The sequence below is a fragment of the Chitiniphilus shinanonensis DSM 23277 genome (assembly GCF_000374805.1).
GTDB lineage: Bacteria > Pseudomonadota > Gammaproteobacteria > Burkholderiales > Chitinibacteraceae > Chitiniphilus > Chitiniphilus shinanonensis.
The window spans coordinates 223,928-243,576 of sequence record NZ_KB895338.1 but is presented as its reverse complement, the minus strand read 5'-3'; the positions used below and the strand labels follow the sequence as shown (position 1 = coordinate 243,576).

The 19,649-nt window shown below is 61.7% G+C and carries 18 protein-coding genes; 7 read left to right on the top strand and 11 right to left on the bottom strand.

What is annotated here, in order from left to right; genetic code table 11:
• Positions 1 to 542 (bottom strand): transposase (locus tag C556_RS23795; protein WP_245559224.1); only part of this gene is annotated, 542 nt, incomplete at its 3' end.
• 303 nt (positions 543 to 845) lie between these two features.
• On the opposite strand from C556_RS23795, the gene C556_RS22880 reads away from it, so the two are divergent.
• On the top strand, positions 846 to 1,247 hold the full coding sequence (locus C556_RS22880) for a hypothetical protein (RefSeq protein WP_157235995.1): 402 nt from the start codon (positions 846 to 848) through the stop codon (positions 1,245 to 1,247).
• Between the two features lie 242 nt (positions 1,248 to 1,489).
• Complete coding sequence (locus tag C556_RS22175; protein ID WP_083930456.1) at positions 1,490 to 1,897, top strand: hypothetical protein; 408 nt, start codon at positions 1,490 to 1,492, stop codon at positions 1,895 to 1,897.
• A gap of 200 nt (positions 1,898 to 2,097) precedes the next feature.
• On the opposite strand, the gene C556_RS23605 is transcribed toward C556_RS22175, so the two are convergent.
• Entirely contained in the window at positions 2,098 to 2,277 is a 180-nt protein-coding gene (locus tag C556_RS23605; protein WP_211214688.1) for a hypothetical protein, read from the bottom strand.
• A 60-nt stretch (positions 2,278 to 2,337) separates the two neighbouring features.
• On the opposite strand from C556_RS23605, the gene C556_RS23600 reads away from it, so the two are divergent.
• Positions 2,338 to 2,505 carry a hypothetical protein gene (locus C556_RS23600; RefSeq protein ID WP_211214687.1) on the top strand — a complete coding sequence of 56 codons (168 nt, stop codon included), beginning with the start codon at positions 2,338 to 2,340 and terminating at the stop codon, positions 2,503 to 2,505.
• Positions 2,506 to 2,583: 78 nt separating this feature from the next.
• Here C556_RS23600 and C556_RS22870 read toward each other — a convergent pair whose 3' ends face one another.
• Positions 2,584 to 2,763: a hypothetical protein gene (locus tag C556_RS22870; RefSeq protein ID WP_157235991.1), complete on the bottom strand. Its 180-nt coding sequence runs from the start codon at positions 2,761 to 2,763 to the stop codon at positions 2,584 to 2,586.
• Positions 2,764 to 2,803: 40 nt separating this feature from the next.
• On the opposite strand from C556_RS22870, the gene C556_RS22865 reads away from it, so the two are divergent.
• Complete coding sequence (locus C556_RS22865) at positions 2,804 to 3,031, top strand: hypothetical protein (RefSeq protein WP_157235989.1); 228 nt, start codon at positions 2,804 to 2,806, stop codon at positions 3,029 to 3,031.
• A gap of 150 nt (positions 3,032 to 3,181) precedes the next feature.
• Here the strand turns inward: C556_RS22865 and C556_RS21565 are convergent, their stop codons facing one another.
• From C556_RS21565 to C556_RS0107095, 8 genes are all read right to left on the bottom strand, one after another.
• A complete protein-coding gene (locus tag C556_RS21565; RefSeq protein WP_018747553.1) occupies positions 3,182 to 4,795 on the bottom strand; it encodes a serine/threonine-protein kinase in 1,614 nt (537 codons plus the stop codon).
• Positions 4,796 to 5,173: 378 nt separating this feature from the next.
• Positions 5,174 to 6,616 (bottom strand): efflux transporter outer membrane subunit, encoded by a 1,443-nt coding sequence (locus C556_RS19685; protein ID WP_018747552.1) that lies wholly within the window; start codon positions 6,614 to 6,616, stop codon positions 5,174 to 5,176.
• Entirely contained in the window at positions 6,609 to 9,746 is a 3,138-nt protein-coding gene (locus tag C556_RS0107120) for an efflux RND transporter permease subunit (RefSeq protein WP_018747551.1), read from the bottom strand. Before C556_RS0107120 ends, C556_RS19685 begins: the two co-directional genes overlap by 8 nt.
• A 12-nt stretch (positions 9,747 to 9,758) precedes the next feature.
• On the bottom strand, positions 9,759 to 10,919 hold the full coding sequence (locus C556_RS0107115; protein WP_018747550.1) for an efflux RND transporter periplasmic adaptor subunit: 1,161 nt from the start codon (positions 10,917 to 10,919) through the stop codon (positions 9,759 to 9,761).
• A gap of 235 nt (positions 10,920 to 11,154) precedes the next feature.
• Positions 11,155 to 12,552, bottom strand: a complete 1,398-nt coding sequence (locus C556_RS0107110) for an efflux transporter outer membrane subunit (RefSeq protein ID WP_018747549.1) — start codon at positions 12,550 to 12,552, stop codon at positions 11,155 to 11,157.
• A 13-nt stretch (positions 12,553 to 12,565) separates the two neighbouring features.
• Positions 12,566 to 13,744 carry an HlyD family secretion protein gene (locus tag C556_RS0107105; RefSeq protein WP_018747548.1) on the bottom strand — a complete coding sequence of 393 codons (1,179 nt, stop codon included), beginning with the start codon at positions 13,742 to 13,744 and terminating at the stop codon, positions 12,566 to 12,568.
• A 1-nt stretch (position 13,745) separates the two neighbouring features.
• Positions 13,746 to 14,243, bottom strand: coding sequence for a DUF3302 domain-containing protein (locus C556_RS0107100; protein ID WP_040430644.1), 498 nt, complete (start codon positions 14,241 to 14,243; stop codon positions 13,746 to 13,748).
• A gap of 209 nt (positions 14,244 to 14,452) precedes the next feature.
• Positions 14,453 to 15,187, bottom strand: coding sequence for a beta-ketoacyl-ACP reductase (locus C556_RS0107095; protein WP_026262877.1), 735 nt, complete (start codon positions 15,185 to 15,187; stop codon positions 14,453 to 14,455).
• Between the two features lie 440 nt (positions 15,188 to 15,627).
• On the opposite strand from C556_RS0107095, the gene pyrG reads away from it, so the two are divergent.
• The 3 genes from pyrG (at position 15,628) to eno (ending at position 19,603) form a co-directional block, all read left to right on the top strand.
• Positions 15,628 to 17,280, top strand: coding sequence for a CTP synthase (gene pyrG / locus C556_RS0107090; protein WP_018747545.1), 1,653 nt, complete (start codon positions 15,628 to 15,630; stop codon positions 17,278 to 17,280).
• A 92-nt stretch (positions 17,281 to 17,372) separates the two neighbouring features.
• Entirely contained in the window at positions 17,373 to 18,224 is an 852-nt protein-coding gene (kdsA, locus tag C556_RS0107085; RefSeq protein ID WP_018747544.1) for a 3-deoxy-8-phosphooctulonate synthase, read from the top strand.
• An 83-nt stretch (positions 18,225 to 18,307) separates the two neighbouring features.
• Complete coding sequence (gene eno, locus C556_RS0107080) at positions 18,308 to 19,603, top strand: phosphopyruvate hydratase (protein ID WP_026262876.1); 1,296 nt, start codon at positions 18,308 to 18,310, stop codon at positions 19,601 to 19,603.
• Positions 19,604 to 19,649: the final 46 nt, after the last annotated feature.

The window sequence follows — 19,649 nt, the reverse complement described above, 5'->3', positions numbered from 1 at the left end:
CTGATGGCCGGTGTCGTCTGAGTGAAACCGAATTCGTCCAAACCGCTGCGCCGCTCTTGGGACGCAAGGTTGGCAAACAAGGCAAGTTGCTGGAGATGTATGCGCTGGCTAGTCACAGCACGGCCTTGCCCGTCCCCGAGCACTCGCAGGCTGTGCAGACGTTCCGGCAACAACTGGCACATCTGGCGCAGGTGGCTGCACTGCGTAAATCCCTTGAGCAACAAGCCTTGACGCTGTCGCTTGATGAGGCCGAAGACGACGGTCTTGCCATAGGCACCCCGACCGCGTTTGCCCCTGACTCGCCGGGCACCGAAGAACGATTCGTCGACTTCGACCTCGCCGGAGAGGGGCGACTCCTGTTCGCAGGTCTGGGCGATGCGCAGGCGGATGCCGTTGAGGTAGCGGTTGACGGTATTGCGGTTCAGCCCGCTTAGCATAGCGATCTGCGAGGCGTCCAGGTCGAGCGCAAAGTAGCGCACCAGCTCGCGGAACTTGGCCTCGGAAATTTTCGAACGGCGGATGTACTTATTTTTGTTCGTCATAACAGTAGGTTAGCTCCATTGCTAACCCGCTGTTCTAGTCATGACCCAAATTTTTGTAGGAGCATCAGACTCTGAGATTAAAAGTTATTTCTCTGATTTGACTGGTGCGGCAACTTTGCCAGAGCCTAGAACTATTCCAGGGAAGGGGCTTATTTACGTTATAAATACTCCCGACGGGACGTTTTACCCTAAGGAATTTTTCTACTTCATCAGGGAAAACTGGCCCCGCTTGGACTATTGATATTCCCAAAAATGCTACAGGCACTACGTATAATCCAGAAATTAAGTTTTTGAGGGAATGAAATGAATGATTTGAGATTTTATGAGGAAATTGTCCGCGATTCATTTGGGCTTTGGATTTCTGGTTTATTTGGTGCGATAGGCTCTTGGAATCCAGAAATGGATTTTTTTCAAAGAAAAGAATTGTTTTTTTTCTTTGTTAAGGATCTTTTGTCTAGAGGGGTGATTAAGTTTATAGCCCCCGGGGCTGACTGTTATATTTCTCCGGAAAATCCTAGCCCAAGGTATGTGATTAGTGATGAAAATGTTTATTGGAAAGCGACCCCAGAGGAAATTGTTTCTTATTTAAAAAGTCTCTGGCCAATTGGGGTGAGTGATGAAAATGATATCGAGCTTGCGGTCTATTTTTATGAAATCCCAGGGGTTGTGTGGATTGATGAAAATGGGGATGTTTTTGGTTCCTGATGGTTATCTAAAGGTGGATTAAAAAACGAAGCCGACTCTTCAGCTAATCGAGCCGTCTAACACGAAAATTAGAAGTCGTCATCTCAAGGCTGACGGATTTTTTATCAGTCCTAATAAAATTGTTGCCGGAGAAAAATGGAGTTCTTTCACTCCTTCAGGGGTGAAGGTTGAAGGTTTTGTATCGCCGCGGACGACTGTATATCCGGTTTGTCAAGAGAGATAAATGACATGCGAGGCTATAAATGAAGATACAGTTTTCATATATAAGCGGCGGAGCCCATCCTTTGGTGGGGGAGACGCTTTACTGGCAACCTAAAGTAGTCGAAGGGGAGGGATCTGCTCGGTATGATAGATACATGTGTGGGGCACTAGGGGCTATTGCTCAGACGGTGGAAGATTGTAGTAGGATTTTGGAATTTATTGAGGAAATAAAGAAAGGGAATGTTGATAAGATAGAAACGGGGGGGAATGATGTTACATTGAAAATTAGTAAATTTGGAGTGCAGGTTGATATAGAGATAAATGATCAATGGGTGGGGCAACCTGAAGGAATGTTTTTGTTGAATGAGTGGGAACGAGTTTTGATTGGCTGGAGGGAATTTATTAAGATGCCGCGTTCTCTTGATACGGTGTTTGAAGTTGAATTATAAGCAATGGTAGATTAACAAACGAAGCCGCCAGCCATCCATTAAATGAGCCTTCCATGATCACAACAAAAAAACCGCCGACCCCAAGGTCGGCGGTTAGTTTTTACCGTGTAGATGAATGCTAGGCTCGCACTGAATCCAGTTATAGGTTTGGCACGAAGCTAGACCAGCACGTATATGTCAATAACACGTATGCCGGGCTGTTATTTGGAGCATTGAACCCAACGCCCACTTACCGAGGCATTTACAAAGCTGGCGCCATATCGATCGCAAACGGTCAGCGGGCTTTCTTTCGTGGGGTCCCAGGAATACGTGTAAATGGCGGCGTAGGCCGAAGCGGACATAACAAGCAATGCAGCAGCCAGGGTAAATGCTTTTTTCATGATTGTTCCTATCCAAAAGTGGTAATAAAAATCTGGTTCTTGGTCGGGTCGATGCAAACCATGGATGCGGTATTGCTGTCGGCCCCCAAAAAGCCAAGGCATGTTTTTGGCAACGTAAAACCACTTAATCCGGTCGTAGTAACTGACATACTCTGGCTGGTGGGTGGTTTTGCCATGATGTTGGCGTCGATGCAAATGGATCGTCGGGATCGAATTTGGAATCATTGATCTGAATTTTTCTTCGACCTCGACGGTACTTGATTTACAAGGCTTGCTCTAGCTTGCCACGCATCATGCGTAAGGCGTTTACTTGGAGCACTGAACCCATCGGCCACTCACCGAGGCATTCACAAATTCGGCACCATATCTGGCGCAAGTGGTCAGCGGGCTTTCTTTTGTGGGGTCCCAGGAATAGGTGTAAATGGCGGCATAGGCCGAAGCGGAAACAACAAGCAGCGTAGCAGCCAAAGCAATTGCTTTTTTCATGAAAATCCCCATCCGAAAGTGGTAATGAAATATCTGGCTTATGGTCAAGCTGACATCAGCAAAAAGACAAGTTTTTGACCTGGATGTTGTCAGCCAGAAAAAAGTACAGCATGTTTATGACAACGTAAAATTGTTCTATCCGGATGAAGTGAAATTGAGACACTTTGCTTGGTTTGTCGTATTTGCGTCACACAGGTTCTGCTTTTACCGCCTTGAACAACGCCAGGCTTTTGCCCTGAGATGGTTGTTTGATTGGGTCGCGGCATGATTTGCAGGGCAGGTGTGGGTGGGCCGCTTTCTCGGTTGGGACGGTAGAAATGATGGATGAAGCAACGAAACCGGCCGCTGTTGATGGATGGAGATGACAGCCATAAAAAACGCCAACCCCGAGGTTGGCGTTTTTTATTCCCGATGTATTTCACGGCCCGCGTCGTTCGTTCAGCTTGGGATCGCCTGGCGGGCAGGTGACCTTGCCGCGCAGGCAGTCGAAGGCGCTGCCGATTTCCTCGCGGAAGCTCTTCGGGTGGTTGCCGGCTTCCTGCTTGGGGGCCTCGGGCGCGGGTGGCGGTGGGGCGGGTTGGGGTTCGACGATGACCGGCTGGGGCGCGGCTTCCTGGCGCTTTTGCGGGGTGGCCGGGCGAATGGCGATAGTGGGCAGGGCTTTGCGTTCCTGCACGGTGGTACCGGTCGCGGCGCGGGTGCGCGACGGGGCGAGGGTTTCGGGTTCGATGAATTCGGCGGCGGGCTCGCTGCTGTTTCCGGACCAAGGCGACAGCTTCACCACGGGCAGGGGTTCGGCTGTGGGTTGAAGGTCTGCGGCGGTCGGGATTGCCTGGTGCGGGGTGCGTTCCACTTCCATCACGGGTTCGGGCACGGGCTGGCTCAAGGTGAGCACGATGGCGGCCGCCAGCGCGGCGACGCCGGCGCCGATGACGATCTGCCAGCGCGGCGCCAGGTGACGATAGCGTTGCCATGCCGGTTGCAGCGCGGCACCGAGGGCGGCGGTTTGTTGTCGGGCGCGCTGGAGCCACTGGAGCGCGGCGTGATAAAGCCGCTGGGGCAGCACGCTGCTGTCCTGCCACAACAGGCCGCCCAGCGCGGCGCCTCCGTGGGCGTCGACACCCCGGATCGGTGGCTCCGTCTGGGTGGGGCGACGTCGTGGCTTGGCGGCATCTGCGCCGGGGTGGCGCGCGCTGCGCGAGCCCAGCAGCAGGGCGTTGCGGGCGGCGTGGGCGTCGGGGTAGCGGTCGTCGCGCTGCTTGGCCAGGCACTTGAGGATCAGTTCCGCCAGCCAGGCGGGGGTGTCCGGTTGCAGGGTGCGCGGGTCGGCGGGTTCGGTATGCAGGATGTTGTAGGCGATGCTAATCGGCTGGTCACCGGCAAAGGGCGGTTGGCCGGTCAGGGCTTCATACAACACGATGCCGACGGAGAACAGGTCGGCGCGGCCGTCCTGTTTCTGGCCGGTGATCTGCTCCGGGGCCATATAGCGCGGGGAGCCGACCAGGGTGCCGGCCTGGGTGAGTTCGCTGGCGGGCTGCTGGGCAATGCCGAAATCCATGATCTTGAGCCGGCCGTTGGCCATCAGCATCAGGTTGGCGGGCTTGATGTCGCGGTGGACTACCTGGGCGGCGTGGGCGTGCTCCAGGGCGTCGAACATCTGCTTGGCCAGGCTGACCACCTGTTTGACGGCCAGGGTGCCCTGCTGGTCGAGCAGGGTCTTGAGCGAGCGGCCTTCCAGCAATTCCATCGCCAGGTAGGTCTGGCCTTCCCAGGTGCCGCAGTCGTAGATGGTGATGATGCCGGGGTGATTCAGCCGCGCGGCGGAGCGCGCTTCCTGCAACAGCCGGGTGGAGTAGTCGATGGCCTGGGTTGCGCCCAGGTCGCCCACGTCGAGCAACTTGAGGGCGACATCGCGTTCCAGGCGCAGATCGCGCGCGCGGTACACCACGCCCATGGCGCCTTTGCCCAGGCGGCCCAGTAATTGATAGTGGGCGATTTGCACGGTGCTCGTCGACAATTTGTAAGGTTTCATGCGATCCGGATGCTGCATTGTCACAGATAGTGCAGGCGTTGCACCATCAGACAGCGGTGTTCACCGGGGTTTGTGAGCCCTGGCACAGCGCAACGGTTGCGCTTTCACGCTCTACGGTCGATTTCGGCGGATCGAAGTGTGGTGCGGCTGCCACGGCATGATCGCATTGATCGGCAAATCCATGGTTGGCGCGGCATAAAACAGCTGACGACGGGCATTTGCCGGCGTCGCGCCAATTTCGATTGCTGACTTGTTGGGAAAGTATTTGTTGTGAAATGCCCTTACGCCCTGGCCGGGCTGGGGGTTGCACTGCGGATCGCCGTCGCAGGAAAAACGCCCGTTCCGAAGAACGGGCGTGCCGTGGATGCGAGAAGACCGTCAGCCCGGTGTGGTGGCGTTGCTGGTAGAGAGGTCGGATGGCGCCTGCCAGCCGCCCCCCAGTGCCTTGATCAGCGATAGTTGCGCGACCAGGGCGTCGCGTTGGGCGCTGATCAGGGTGAGCTGCACCTGGAAGTCGCTGCGTTCGGCATCCAGCACTTCCAGGTAGTCGGAATAGCCGTTGTCGTAGCGGAGTTGGGCCAGATGCACCTGGCGTGCCAGGGCGTTCGATTGCAGCTTCAGCGCTTCCGCGCGCTCGCGGGTGCGTTGCACGCCATCCAGGCCCACCCGCACGTCGCCGAAGGCGCTGCGCACGGTCTGGGTGTAGCGGATGGCGGCCTGCTTGTCGCGCGCGCGCGCCTGATCCACCTGGGCGGCGGTGAGGCCGTTGTCGAACAGTGGCATCGTCAGGTCGCCGGCAAAGCCCCACACCTTGGATGGGCCCTTGAACAGGTCGCTGAATTCCAGGCTCTGCACGCCGAACAGGCCGGTCAGGGTGATGCGCGGGAAGTACGCGGCGCGGGCGACCTGGATCTGGGCGCGCGTGGCGCGCAATTGCTGTTCGGCGCTCTGGATGTCGGGGCGGCGCAGCAGCAGGTCGGAAGGCAGGCCGGCGGGCAGGGTGAACAGGCCCGGCAGCAAGCCCTCGATGCTGGTGCCGCGTGGCGCGACCTCGTTGTAGACCTCGCGCGGGCTGGCGCCGGTGAGGATGAACAGGATGTTCTGCGCCTGGGTCTGCGAAGCCTGCAATTGCGGCAGGGCGGCACGGGCGTCCATCAGCTCGGCCTCGGCCTGGCGCACGTCCAGTTCGGAGGTCAGGCCGCCCTTGAAACGCTTCACCCGCAATTGGTACGACTCTTCGCGGGTGGTCAGTGTCTGTTGGGCGACGTTGACCTGCGCGTCCAGCGCCCGCAGGTTGAAATACGCCTCGACGGTGGCGGCGCTGACCGCCAGCAGCACGCTGTCGTGGTCGTATTGCGTGGCTTGCAGTTGCGCCAGCGCGGCTTCGCGCTGGTTGCGCACCCGGCCCCACAGGTCGAGCTCCCAGCTGGCGCTGGCGGCGAACTGGTAACTGTCGTAGGGGTTGGGGCGAAGCCCGCCTTGCAGGCCGTTTTCGGAAACCCGCTGCCGACTGGCGTCGGCGCCCAGGTCCAGCCGCGGCAATTGCTCGGCGGAGGCGATGCCCAGCGCGGCGCGCGCTTCCTCGATGCGGGCGATGGCCAACTGGACGTCGGCGTTGCGCTCGCGGGCGCGCTCGACCAGTGCGTCCAGTTCCTTGTCGCCGAACAGATGCCACCACTGGTTGTCGATGGTGGCGGCTTCGCGGCCTTCGGGCAGATCGAGCGCGACCGGGGTGCGGTCGGGGCTGAGCAGGGCGCAGCCGTTCAAGGCCAGCAGCAGGGCGAGGGCGCCGCAGCGCAGGGCGAGACGAGGCTTATTCATGGCCGGCCTCCTCCTTGCGTGCTTCCTGCTGTCGTTGTTTTTCCGCCGGCTTCATGATCAGTCGGAAGAACAGCGGCACGAAGAAGGTGGCGATCAGGGTGGCGGCGAGCATGCCGCCGATCACGCCGGTGCCGATCGAGTGGCGGCTGGCGGCGCCGGCGCCGCTGGAGGTCACCAGCGGTACGCAGCCGAGGATGAAGGCGAGCGAGGTCATCACGATCGGTCGGAAGCGCAATCGCGATGCTTCCAGCGCCGCATCCATCAGGCTCATGCCCTCGCGGTATTTCTCGACGGCGAATTCGACGATCAGGATGGCGTTCTTGGCCGCGAGGCCGATCAGCGTGACGAGGCCGATCTGGAAATACACGTCGTTGTTGAGCCCGGTGAGCCATACCGCCAGCATGGCGCCGAACAACGCGAACGGTACCGCGGTGATGACGGCGAGCGGCAGCGTCCAGCGCTCGTACTGGGCGGCCAGGATCAGGAACACCATGATGATGCCGAAGATGAAGGCCTGGGCCGAGGAGCCGCTCGCGGCCTTTTCCTGGTAGGCGCTGCCGGTCCAGGCGAGCGAGTAATCGGTACTCAGCGTTTCGGCTGCGACCGCTTCGGCGGCGGCGATGGCCTGGCCGCTGGAATAACCGGGGGCTGGCTGCAGCATCACCTTGGCCGCCGAGAACACGTTGAAGCGCTCGACGAGTTCCGGTCCTGTCACCCGCTCCACCCGGACCAGCGAATCGAGCGGGATCATGTTGCCGCTGGACGAGCGCACGAACACGTTGCGGATGTCCTCGGGGCGCGAACGGAAATCGGCTTCGGATTGCAACTGCACCTTGTAGGTGCGGCCGAACTTGTTGAAGTCGTTCACGTAGAGCGAGCCGAAGGTGGCCGACAGCGCGTTGAATACCTGGTCGACCGGCACGCCCAGTGTCTTGGCTTTTTCCCGGTCCAGATCGAAGAACATCTGCGGTACCGAGGCGCGGTAGGTGGTGGTGACGCTGGCGAATTCCGGACGCTTCTGCGCCGCGGCAATGTAGGCCTGGGTGGCCGCCTCGATCTGCTTGGGATCGGTGCTGGCGCGGCTTTGCAGATACGCTTCCAGCCCGCCGGTGGTGGACATGCCGGTGATCGCCGGCGGATTGAAGGCCAGCACCACCGATTCCTTGATGGCAAAGCCCATGGCCATGATCTTCTTCGCCAGCGAGAACGAATCCTGCCCTTCACCCTTGCGCTCGCCCCAATCCTTCAACGTGACGAACACCGCCGCCGCGTTGGAACGGTAGGTACTGGACAGCAGGTCGAACCCGGCAAAGCTCAGCACCTGCGCCACGTCCGGCTCCTTGGTCAGGAAGGCGTCGAGCTGGCTGGTGACCGCCTGCGTGCGGGTGAGCGACGCGGCATCCGGCATCACCGGCACCACCATCAGATAGCCCTGGTCCTCGTCCGGTACCAGGCCGCCCGGCACGCTCTTGAACAGCAGCAGCAGGCAGACCATCAGCGTGCCGAACACGCCGAAGGCCACCAGCACCCGGCGGTTGAGGAAGGACACGCCGCGCACGTAGCCGCCGGTGAGCCGATCGAAGCCGTTGTTGAACCAGACGAAGAACTTGTTCGGCTGATGATGGCCGGGCTTCAGGATCAGTGCGCACAGCGCCGGGGTGAGCGTCAGCGCGACGAGGCCCGAGATCGTGACCGAGACGGCGATGGTGACGGCGAACTGCTTGTACATCACGCCGGTCATCCCGCCCATGAAGGCCACCGGCAGGAACACCGAGCAGAGCACCAGCACGATGGCGACCACCGGGCCGGAGACTTCTTCCATCGCCTTGATGGCCGCCTGCTTGGGGCTGCATTTCTCGGTGGTCATGATGCGCTCGACGTTTTCCAGCACCACGATGGCGTCGTCGACCACGATACCGATGGCGAGCACCATGCCGAACAGCGTGAGCAGGTTGATCGAGAAGCCCAGCACCACCATGCCGGCGAAGGTGCCGATCAACGAAACCGGCACCGCAATGCAGGGAATCAGTGTGGCGCGGAAGTTCTGCAGGAAGATGAACACCACCAGGAACACCAGGATGATGGCCTCGATCAGCGTGTGGACCACTTCCTCGATCGAGATCTTCACGAACTTGGTGGTGTCGTAGGGGATGTTGTATTGCATGCTCGGCGGGAAGCGCGGCTCCAGTTCCTTCATCTTGGCGTTCACCGCATCGAGCACGCCGATGGCGTTGGCGCCCGGTTGCAGGTACAGGCCGATGCCGACGGTGGGCTTGCCGTTGCGCTTGGAGACCACGTCATAGCTGGCCGATCCCAGCTCGATCCGGGCCACGTCCTTGAGCTTGGTCTGCGAGCCGTCCGAGTTGGAGCGGATGATGATGTTCTCGAAATCCTTCACATCCTCCAGCCGGCCGCGCGCGGTGGCGGTGTAGGTGAACTCCAGCGGGCGCGAGGTCGGCTCGGCGCCGACCTTGCCGGCGGCGAACTGCTGGTTCTGCTCCTGGATGGCGGAGGTGATGTCCGAAGGCGTCAACGACAACTCGGCGAGCTTGTCCGGCCGCAGCCAGACGCGCATCGCGTAGTCGCCGGCGCCGATGATGGACACATCGCCGATGCCGCTGATGCGCTTGAGCTCGTCGACCACGTTGAGCTCGGCGTAGTTGGACAGGTAGAGCGCGTCGTAGCGGCCGTCCGACGAATCCAGCGTGACGAAGCCCAGGATGGCGGTGGACTTCTTTTTCACCGTCACGCCCTGGCGTTTCACCTCGTCCGGTAGCTGCGCCATCGCTGCCTGAACCCGGTTGTTGGTGTTGATGGTTGCCAGGTCGGGATCGGTGCCGATGGCGAAATAGACGTTGAGCGTCATCGAGCCGTTGGAGGCGGCCGAGGATTGCATGTACAGCATGTCCTCCACGCCGTTCACCTGCTCTTCGATCGGCGCGGCCACCGTCTCGGAGATCACTTGCGGCGATGCGCCGGGGTAGTTCGCGCTCACCGAGACCACCGGCGGCACGATCTGCGGATATTGTTCGATGGGCAGCGCGGTCATCGCCGCGAGGCCCGCCAGGGTGATGATGATGGAGATGACGCTGGCGAAGATCGGCCGTTCGATGAAGAACTTGGAGAACATGGTGCGTTCTCCTTAGCGGGCGGCCGGGGCGCTGGCGTGGGCGGCAGGCGGAGCAATGGTCACCGGTGCTCCGGGCTTGGCCTTGAGCACGCCATCGGTGATCACGCGTTCGCCGCCCTTCAAGCCTTTGGTCACCACGTAGTCGTTGCCATGGGTGGCGCCGAGCTCGACGGGCCGCACTTCCACCACGTTCTTGGCGTTGACCACCAGGACGATCTTGTCGGCCTGCTGCTGTAGCACCGAGCGCTGCGGCACCAGGATGGCATCCTTGATCGTCACGCCGTGCAGGCGCACGCGCACGAATTGACCAGGCAGCAGTTGACCGTCCGGGTTCGGCACGATGGCGCGGGCGCGGATGGTGCCGGTGGTCGGGTCCACCTTGCTGTCGGCGAAGTCGACGTGGCCGCGCCTGCTGTAGCTCGATCCGTCGGCAAGTTGCAGTTCGACTTCGAAGTTGCGGTTCGCGGGCGCGATCAACCGGCCGTCCTGCTGCCCGCGCTGCATATTGAGCTGATCGGCCTCGGAGAACGAAAAATTGGCGTAAAGCGGATCGAGCTGCGCGATGGTGGTCAGCAATCCGCCATTGGCGGTCGGCGCGACCAGGCTGCCTTCGGAGACATTGATCTTGCTTGCCATGCCGCCGATGGGTGCGACCACGTTGGTGTAGTCCAGGTTGATCTGCGCTTCCTGCAGCCGGGCGGTGGCCGAATCGAGGTTGGCGGTCGCGGTGTCGAATGCGGCGAAGGCGTCGTCGTAGTCCTTCTTGGAGACGGCGTTCTCCTGATACAGCGGGATGATGCGGTCCTTGTCGAGCCGCGCCTTTTCCAATTGCGCCTTGGCCTGGGCCTGTACGCCGCGTGCCTGGTCGAGCGCCGCGCGATACGGTGCGGGATCGATCTGGAACAGCAGCTGGCCTTCCTTGACCGGCTTGCCTTCGGTGTAGGTGCGCTTGAGCAGGATGCCCTCCACCCGTGCACGCACCTCGATCTCGCGGTAGCCGGCGGTCTGGCCGACCGCTTCGTAGATCATCGGCACGTTGGTGGGCTTGATGGTGACGACGGAAACCGGCGGTGGCGGAACATGCTTGGCTTCCTGCGATTTGTCGCAGGCAGTGAACAGCACGGGAATCAGGCAGGCGAGAAGGACCGATTGACGCGGCAGGAAATGCGGCATTGCGGGAAGGCTCCCTGGATACGAAGGCTGGACTTGGCGGGCGCCAGTCTGGCTCATCGGTGTTGAGTTTCGTTGTCGTTATAGATGAAAAATGTTCGTCTTTCGCTCGGGGAATGCTCCGATTTCACGTCCGGATTTGTCTCGACTTCAGAGAGCTAACAGCGTTTAGCATCGGCGGATGGATGCATAACGGCCCACCTGAGCGGGCCGTCGTGTACGGGCGGGGGATTGGGTGTCAGGGCGACTCGCCCTGGCGGCTTGCGGCGCCGGTCGCCGTCCAGCTCCCGCCTAGGGCCAGCAACAGGGTGACGCGCTGATTGAGCTGCGCGGTCTGCAACTGCAGTTGCTCCATGCGCGTGGCCGTCAGCGACTGCTCGCGGTTCAGCACACTGCGTGGGTCGCGCGAACCCACCTTTACCCGCACTTCCTCGCGGCGTAGCAGCGTCTGCTGCTCCGTGAGGCGGGCGTCGAGCAACCTGGCCCGATCGCGATAGGCGGCCTCGGCGAGCAGACTGCCCTCCACGTCCTTGAGCGCGGCCAGCGCCTGCGTGCCGTAGGTGATCGCGGCCTGCTTCTGCCTGGCATCGTAGAAGTCGACCTGGCCCTGCAATTGGCCGCCGGTGAACAGCGGCGCGAGGAAACTCCCGGTCAGCCCCTTCACTGGGCTTTCCGCGCTGTTGAGCAGGAACAGATCGCTGTCGACCCAGGTGATGGCCGCGCCGATCGAGATGCGGGGCAGTCGCGCGGCCCGCGCCGACTGCTTCAGATCGAAGGCTGCGGCGACCCGGCGCTCCGCGGCGATCAGGTCAGGGCGTCTTTCCAGCAATTCGGCCGGCAGGCCCGCCGGCGGCGGTGGCGGCAGGGCGGGTAAGGCGCCGGCCGCGGCAAGCTCGCCGGCCGGGTAGCGTCCCAACAGGATTTCCATGGTCTGCGCAGCCTGGCGCTCGGCCAGCTGCAATTGGCGCAGCTCGTCCTGGCGTTGGCGCAAGGCGACCTGGCTTTCCTGCTCCTCGGTGGCGGGAGCGATGCCGGTGCTGATGCGCTGGCGGGTGATGCCCAGCAGGCGCTGCTGGGTGTCGACCAGTATTTGCTGCTGTGCGATCAACTGCCGGTACTGCAGCAGTGCGAACCAGGCGCGGGCCGTGGTGGCGACGACGACTTCGCGGGCCCACAGCAAATCGGTTTCGCTCGCGGCATATTGCGATTCCGCCGCGCGGGCTTGGGAGCGCACCCGGCCCCAGAGATCGAGCTCCCAACTGGCGGCGACCGACAGCACCTGGGTTTCGCTGTTGCCGCCCAGGCCGCGGACGCCGACTGCGGGGTAGAGCTCGCCGCCGTTGATGGCCATCTGGGCGCGGGCTTCGTCGACGCGGGCCGCGGCCAGCTGTAGATCGCGGTTGTGCGCCACGGCCTCGGCCACCAGCGCTTCCAGTGTGGCGTCGTGGAACTGCTTCAGCCAATCGTCGGCCACCTCGCCCTGTTGCGAGGCCGCCCGCCAGGCCTGGTCGCGCGTCAGCATCGGCAGTTGCTCGCCGCGCAGCGCATCGGTATCCGGTGCGGGTTGCAGCGCGCAGCCGGCCAGGGCGGTGAACAGCAGGGCGATGATCGGTGTGGCTTTACCAAGAGGGGTCATGTGTCATTTCCCCTCAGTGCAGCTTCAGGACCAGGTAGTTGAGCTTGGTGCTCACGCGCAGGAACACCTTGCGCAGGATGTGCACCATCTGGCCGTGTTCGGTGTAGATCGCCCCGGCACCCAGTGCGCCGGCCGGCAGCACCAGGTTCTTGTACTTGCCATCGAGCTTGAGTTTGACCGCGAAACGGTTCGGCGGCGTGCCGACGGGGCCGGTGTTGGGCAGCATCCCGCCCGGCTGCACCTGGCCCTGGGATTGCGCCCAGACGATGGAGTCGACGCGTGCCTTGATGATCTCGCCCGGATGGGTGAGCAGTGCCACTTCGGCCTCGTTGCCGTCGGCGACGTTATAGAGCTCGTTCTGCTGGTAGAAGGCGACCAGCTCCTGTTCGTCCTCGACGAAGCTGAATGCCGGCGCGAACGGCATCGGGACCAGCATGGTGCCGACACGCACCTGCAGGTTGATCACGCGGCCATCCGCCGGCGCGCGATAGATGGTCTGATCGAGTTCCCACTGGGCGTTTTCCAACTGGGTCTCGGTTTCGCCACGGCGGGCGCGGGCCGAGGCGATGGCGGCAAACTCGCCCTGGCTCTTGGCCGAGAGCTTCTGCTTGGCTTCGTTTTCGGAGGCTTCGGCGGTCACGAGTTCGCCCTCCAGTTCACGCACGCGAGTGCGCGCATCCTCCAGCGCGAACTTGTCGCCCGCCCCAGCGGCCACCAGCTCCTCGTGCTCGGCGAGGCGTCGGCGTGCCAGGTCGAGTTTGGCCTGTGCCACCGATACCTTGCCGGCGGCGGCGCGGATCGATTCGTTCAACTGCCGCGCCGAAGCTTCGGCATCGGCGAGCGCCGCATCGTCGGCCTTGAGACGGGCTTTCAGCTGTTTCACCGTGGATTGGTACGGCGTCGGATCGATGCGCAGCAGCACATCGCCCTTCTTGTAATCGCGGTTGCCCTCGGCGGCGATTTCGACCACCCGGCCGCGTACCTGTGGCACCACCTGCAGCACCTTGTTCATCACCCGCACGTCGCTGGAGGAGGGCGCGACCACGTTCAGCGTCAGGATGAGAATCGTCAGCGCCACCACCGGAATGGTGAAGACGATGACCATGGACACCTTGTTCCAAGGCAGCCATTTGAATTTGAAGAAGATCAGCCAGACGAAGAAGGCATAGATGCCAAGCAGTAGAGCGTCCATGTCAGGCTTGATCCTTCTGATTGCGCACGGCGTTGAGCTCTGCCTTCAGCGCCTCGATCTCGGCGCGCATGGTATGCAGCAGGGCCTCGTCATGGTTGACCTGCTGATCGAGCTGGGCCAGGTGCGCTTCGTCCTGGCCGATCTTCTTGTCGTGTTCCTCGATCACCTTGTCGATGCCGTAGGCCATCTTGTAGAGCACCGGCTTGGTATAGGCCCACAGCCAGGCCAGCGGCCACAGCAGGCCGCCGAAGAACAGCGACAGCATGCACAGCGTATGGATCGCGTCCTTCTGCGGATGATGGCGCTGGTGCGCGATCTTCTCAGGCAGGATGTGCAGCATCCAGAAGATGGCGATACCGGCGATGGGCAGCACGATCAGCACGATCCACGACAGCACGTTGGCTGCGGTATCGAGTGCTTCGCCCTTGAACAGCGACGCATGCGCTGCGATGGACAACGTCAGCGGTACGAAACCGCCAGCCAACCTCAAACGTGCCATTCGGGTTACCTCCCGGATCGGTGTCGCCGAAACTCGGACCATGTTCATGGGCTGCAAGGTCAGGCTGCGAAAGCAGCAGAAAACGCTGTTGTGATGATAATTGAGCCGAGTGAAATCCTATATGACAATGACAAGTTCGCCACACATATAAAGCGGCATGCTCATGCATGCCGCTTTTGATTTTTCTAACCAGGCAAACCGAGACAAGGTCAGCACATATGCTGGCCACCGTTGACTGCCAGGTTGGAGCCGGTGAGAAAACCCGCCAGATCCGAGGCAAGATAGGCGACGAGGCCGGCGATTTCCTCCGGTTTGCCCAGGCGACCGACCGGAATGCCCGACACGATCTTGGCGCGTACGTCTTCCGGCACCGCCATCACCATTTCGGTGGCGATATAGCCCGGGCTGATGGTGTTCACCGTCACGCCCTTCCGGGCCACTTCCTGCGCCAGCGCCATGCTGAAGCCGTGCATGCCCGCCTTGGCCGCCGAGTAGTTGGTCTGCCCGAACTGGCCTTTCTGCCCGTTGATCGACGAGATATTGATGACGCGGCCCCAGCCGCGTTCCGCCATGCCGTCGACGAACTGCTTGCTGACGTTGAACACCGAGTTGAGGTTGGTGTCGATCACCGCGTCCCAGTGCACCTTGTCCAATTTCTTGAAGGTGGCGTCGCGCGTGACCCCCGCGTTGTTGACCAGCACGTCCACCGGGCCGAGCTCGGCCTCGATGCGCTGGCGCAGCAGCACGCACGCATCGAAATCGGTGACGTCGCATTCATAGGCGTGGAAGAGATAGCCGGATTCCTTGCCGTCGGCCAGCCACTGGATCTCCTTGCCGGGGCGGGAATAGGTTGTGGCGACCTTGAAGCCGGCGTCTGCCAGCTTCTTGCAAATGGCGGTGCCGATGCCGCCCATGCCACCCGTCACTAAGGCGATTTTGGACATATCGTGTTCCCTTTCTAGTGGTTTACTTCAACTGACGTAGTTTTTGTTTTATCTATGCGGCGCGGATCTTACAGAGCGTATGGCAAATGAGTAAAAATTAAATTGCTGCCATGCAACAAAAAGGCAACGCTGGTGCAAGCTGAATTCAATATTGCGCCAGTTATCCATTCATAGGCGCATTGGGTGGCGGAGAAAAGGGTTGGGCGGCACCCGGGCGTGAATGTAGGGACGTTGCCGGTGGCGCGCGGGGTCCGGATCGCCGTTCGATCCGGTGCGACGATCCGCCGGGCGGCACCTCGGCGAGGACGGTAGGAAGCCGCTATCTTGTGTGCAGCGGGGACGTCGGCAGCGCCCGACACACATTCCTTCGCGCTTGTCCAGAATTGAGGGGTGGGAGGCCGATCGGGTAAAATGCGCAATTCACACTCCCCTCAGCTGTCATGACCAAGTTCATCTTCGTTACCGGTGGTGTGGTGTCTTCGCTTGGCAAAGGCATCGCCGCCGCGTCTCTGGCCGCACTGCTCGAATCCCGCGGTCTCAAAGTCACCATGATGAAGCTCGACCCGTATATCAACGTGGATCCGGGCACCATGTCCCCGATGCAGCACGGCGAGGTCTTCGTCACCGAGGACGGCGCCGAGACCGACCTGGATCTGGGCCACTACGAGCGCTTCATCCACAGCAAGATGAGGAAGAGCAACAACTTCACCACCGGCCAGATCTACGAGTCGGTGATCAAGAAGGAACGCCGTGGCGACTACCTGGGCAAGACCGTCCAGGTGATTCCGCACATCACTGACGAGATCAAGTTGTTCATCGGTCAGGGCGCGGGCGACGCCGAACTGGCGGTGATCGAGGTGGGCGGCACCGTGGGCGACATCGAATCGCTGCCGTTCCTGGAAGCCATCCGCCAGATGGGCGTGCAACTGGGCCGCGAGAACACCTGTTTCGTCCACCTGTCCTACGTGCCGTACATCGCCGCCGCCGGCGAGATCAAGACCAAGCCCACCCAGCACAGCGTGAAGGAACTGCGCGAAATCGGCATCCAGCCCGACGTGCTGATCTGCCGCGCCGACCGCATGGTGCCGGACGACGAGCGCAACAAGATCGCGCTCTTTACCAATGTCTCGGAAAAGGCCGTCATCTCCTGCCCGGACATGGACAGCATCTACAAGATTCCGCGCGTGCTGTCCGAGCAGGGCATCGACCAGATCATCTGCCGTCAACTGCACCTGGATCTGCCGGCCGCGGATCTGGCGATGTGGGACAAGATCGTCCACGCCATCGACAACCCGCGCCAGACCGTGAACATCGCCATGGTCGGCAAGTACGTCGATCTGACCGAATCGTACAAATCGCTGATCGAGGCGCTCAAGCACGCCGGCATCCACACCGAGAGCGAAGTGAAGATCCACTTCGTCGATTCCGAATCGCTGGAAAGCGACGGCCCGGGCTGCCTTGCCCATATGGACGCCATCCTGGTGCCGGGCGGCTTCGGCAAGCGCGGCGTGGAAGGCAAGATCCTGGCGGTGAAGTACGCCCGCGAAAACGACATCCCCTACCTGGGCATCTGCCTGGGCATGCAGATCGCGCTGATCGAATACGCGCGCGACGTGGCGGGCCTGGCCGGCGCCAACTCGACCGAATTCGACCTCGACACCGAATACCCGGTGGTGGCGCTGATCGATGAATGGGTCAACCACGACGGTCGCATCGAGAAGCGCGACGCCAACTCCAACATGGGCGGCACCATGCGCCTGGGCGCGCAGCAGTGCAACCTCGAATCGGGCAGCCTGGCGGCGCGCATCTACGGCGCCGAGACCATCACCGAGCGCCATCGTCACCGCTACGAAGTGAACAACCACTACCTGCCGCGCCTGGCCGATGCCGGCCTGACCATCAGCGGCAAATCGACCGGCGCCGAGCAACTGGTCGAGACTATCGAATTGCCGGAACACCGCTGGTTCTTCGCCTGCCAGTTCCACCCGGAATTCACCTCCACGCCGCGCGACGGGCATCCGCTGTTCAAGGCGTATATCGAAGCGGCAATCCGCTACGCCCGCGATCATGGGCGCGAAGGTTTGAGCTGCTGAACCACCAGGGCGGGGCGGCCGACAGGCCGCCCCGATCGGGCCGCCGGCCACCCGCCGGCCGCGCCAGCCATGCACCTCCTACGGAGTCACCCATGAAGCTTTGCGGATTCGAAATCGGCCTGGATCAGCCGTTCTTCCTGATCGCCGGTCCCTGTGTCATCGAAGGCGAGCAGTTTTCCATCGACGTCGCCGGCCAGCTCAAGGAGATCACCAGCGAGCTGGGGATCAACTTCATCTTCAAGTCCAGCTTCGACAAGGCCAACCGTTCCTCGGGCAAGTCGTTCCGCGGCTTCGGCATGGACGAGGGCCTGCGCATCCTGGCCAAGGTGCGCGAGCAGGTCGGCGTGCCGGTGCTGACCGACATCCACGAGATCGAGCAGATCGCCCCGGTCGCCGCCGTGGTCGACGTACTGCAGACCCCCGCCTTCCTGTGCCGCCAGACCGATTTCATCCGCGCCTGCGCCCAGTCGGGCAAGCCGGTGAACATCAAGAAGGGCCAGTTCCTGGCGCCGGGCGACATGAAGAACGTGATGGACAAAGCCCGCGAAGCCGCCCGCGAAGCCGGCTTGCCGGAAGACCTGTTCATGGCGTGTGAACGCGGCGTGAGCTTCGGCTATAACAATCTGGTATCGGACATGCGCTCGCTGGCCATCATGCGCGACACCGGCTGTCCCGTGGTGTTCGACGCCACCCACTCGGTGCAACTCCCGGGCGGGCAGGGCGACAAGTCGGGCGGCCAGCGCGAGTTCGTGCCGGTGCTGGCGCGTGCCGCCATCGCCACCGGGATCGCCGGCCTGTTCGCCGAAACCCATCCGGACCCGGCCTGCGCCAAGTCGGATGGTCCCAACGCCTGGCCGCTGCCGCGGATGAAGGAACTGCTGACCACGCTCAAGGCACTGGATCAGGTGGTCAAGGCAAACTCGCTGATCGAACAGACTTTGTAACAGCAAGCTGTGTATTCTCGCGCCGCAGACCAATTCATGCGGCGTTTCCGTTTAAACCAAACCGATGCAGAGGTGTTGAAACAATGAGCGCAATCGTTGAAGTCATCGCCCGTGAGATCCTGGATTCTCGCGGCAACCCGACCGTAGAGGCCGATGTATTGCTCGAATCCGGCGTGATGGGCCGCGCTGCGGTGCCGTCCGGTGCATCCACCGGCGAGCGCGAAGCGCTCGAACTGCGCGACGGCGACAAGAGCCGTTACCTGGGCAAGGGCGTGCTGAAGGCCGTCGAGAACATCAACACCGAAATCGTCGAAGCCATCATCGGCCTGGATGCCGCCGACCAGGCTTTCATCGACCGCACCATGCTCGATCTGGACGGCACCGAGGACAAGAGCAAGCTGGGCGCCAACGCCATCCTGGCCGTGTCGCTGGCCGTCGCCAAGGCCGCCGCCGACGAGGCCGGCCTGCCGCTGTACCGCTACGTGGGCGGCTCGGGCCCGATGAGCCTGCCGGTGCCGATGATGAACGTCATCAACGGCGGCGAGCATGCCTCCAACAGCCTGGACTTCCAGGAACTGATGGTCGTGCCGGCCGGCGCGCCCACCTTCCGTGAAGCGCTGCGCTACGGCGCCGAGATCTTCCACGCGCTGAAGAAGATCCTGCACGACAAGCACCTGCCGACCCAGGTCGGCGACGAAGGCGGCTTCGCCCCCGACGTGGCCAATGCCGAGGAAGCGCTGGACCTGCTGATGCAGGCGGTGGAAAAGGCCGGCTACAAGGCCGGCGAGCAGATCTTCATCGCGCTGGACTGCGCCGCGTCCGAATTCTTCGACAAGGCCACCGGCAAGTACGTGTACAAGAAGAGCGACAAGCGCGAGCTGACCAGCGAAGAGCAAGTGGCCTACCTGGAAAGCCTGGTCAACAAGTACCCGATCATCTCGATCGAGGACGGCATGGGCGAGCGCGACTGGGACGGCTGGAAGGTGCTGACCGACCGCCTGGGCGACCGCGTGCAGCTGGTGGGCGACGACCTGTTCGTCACCAACACCAAGATCCTGGCCGAAGGCATCAAGCGCGGCATCTGCAACTCGATCCTGATCAAGGTGAACCAGATCGGCTCGCTGTCCGAAACCCTGGCCGCCGTCGACCTGGCCAAGCGCCATGGCTACACCTCGGTGATGTCGCACCGCTCGGGCGAAACCGAGGACAGCACCATTGCCGACCTGGCCGTGGCCACCAACTGCATGCAGATCAAGACCGGCTCGCTGTCGCGTTCCGACCGTATCGCCAAGTACAACCAGCTGCTGCGTATCGAGGAAGAACTGGGCGATGCCGCCGTGTACCCCGGCATCGACGCGTTCTACCAGATCAAGCGCTGATCGGTGCGCCGCCACATCGGGTTCGATGTTGCGGCAAGCCTGTAGT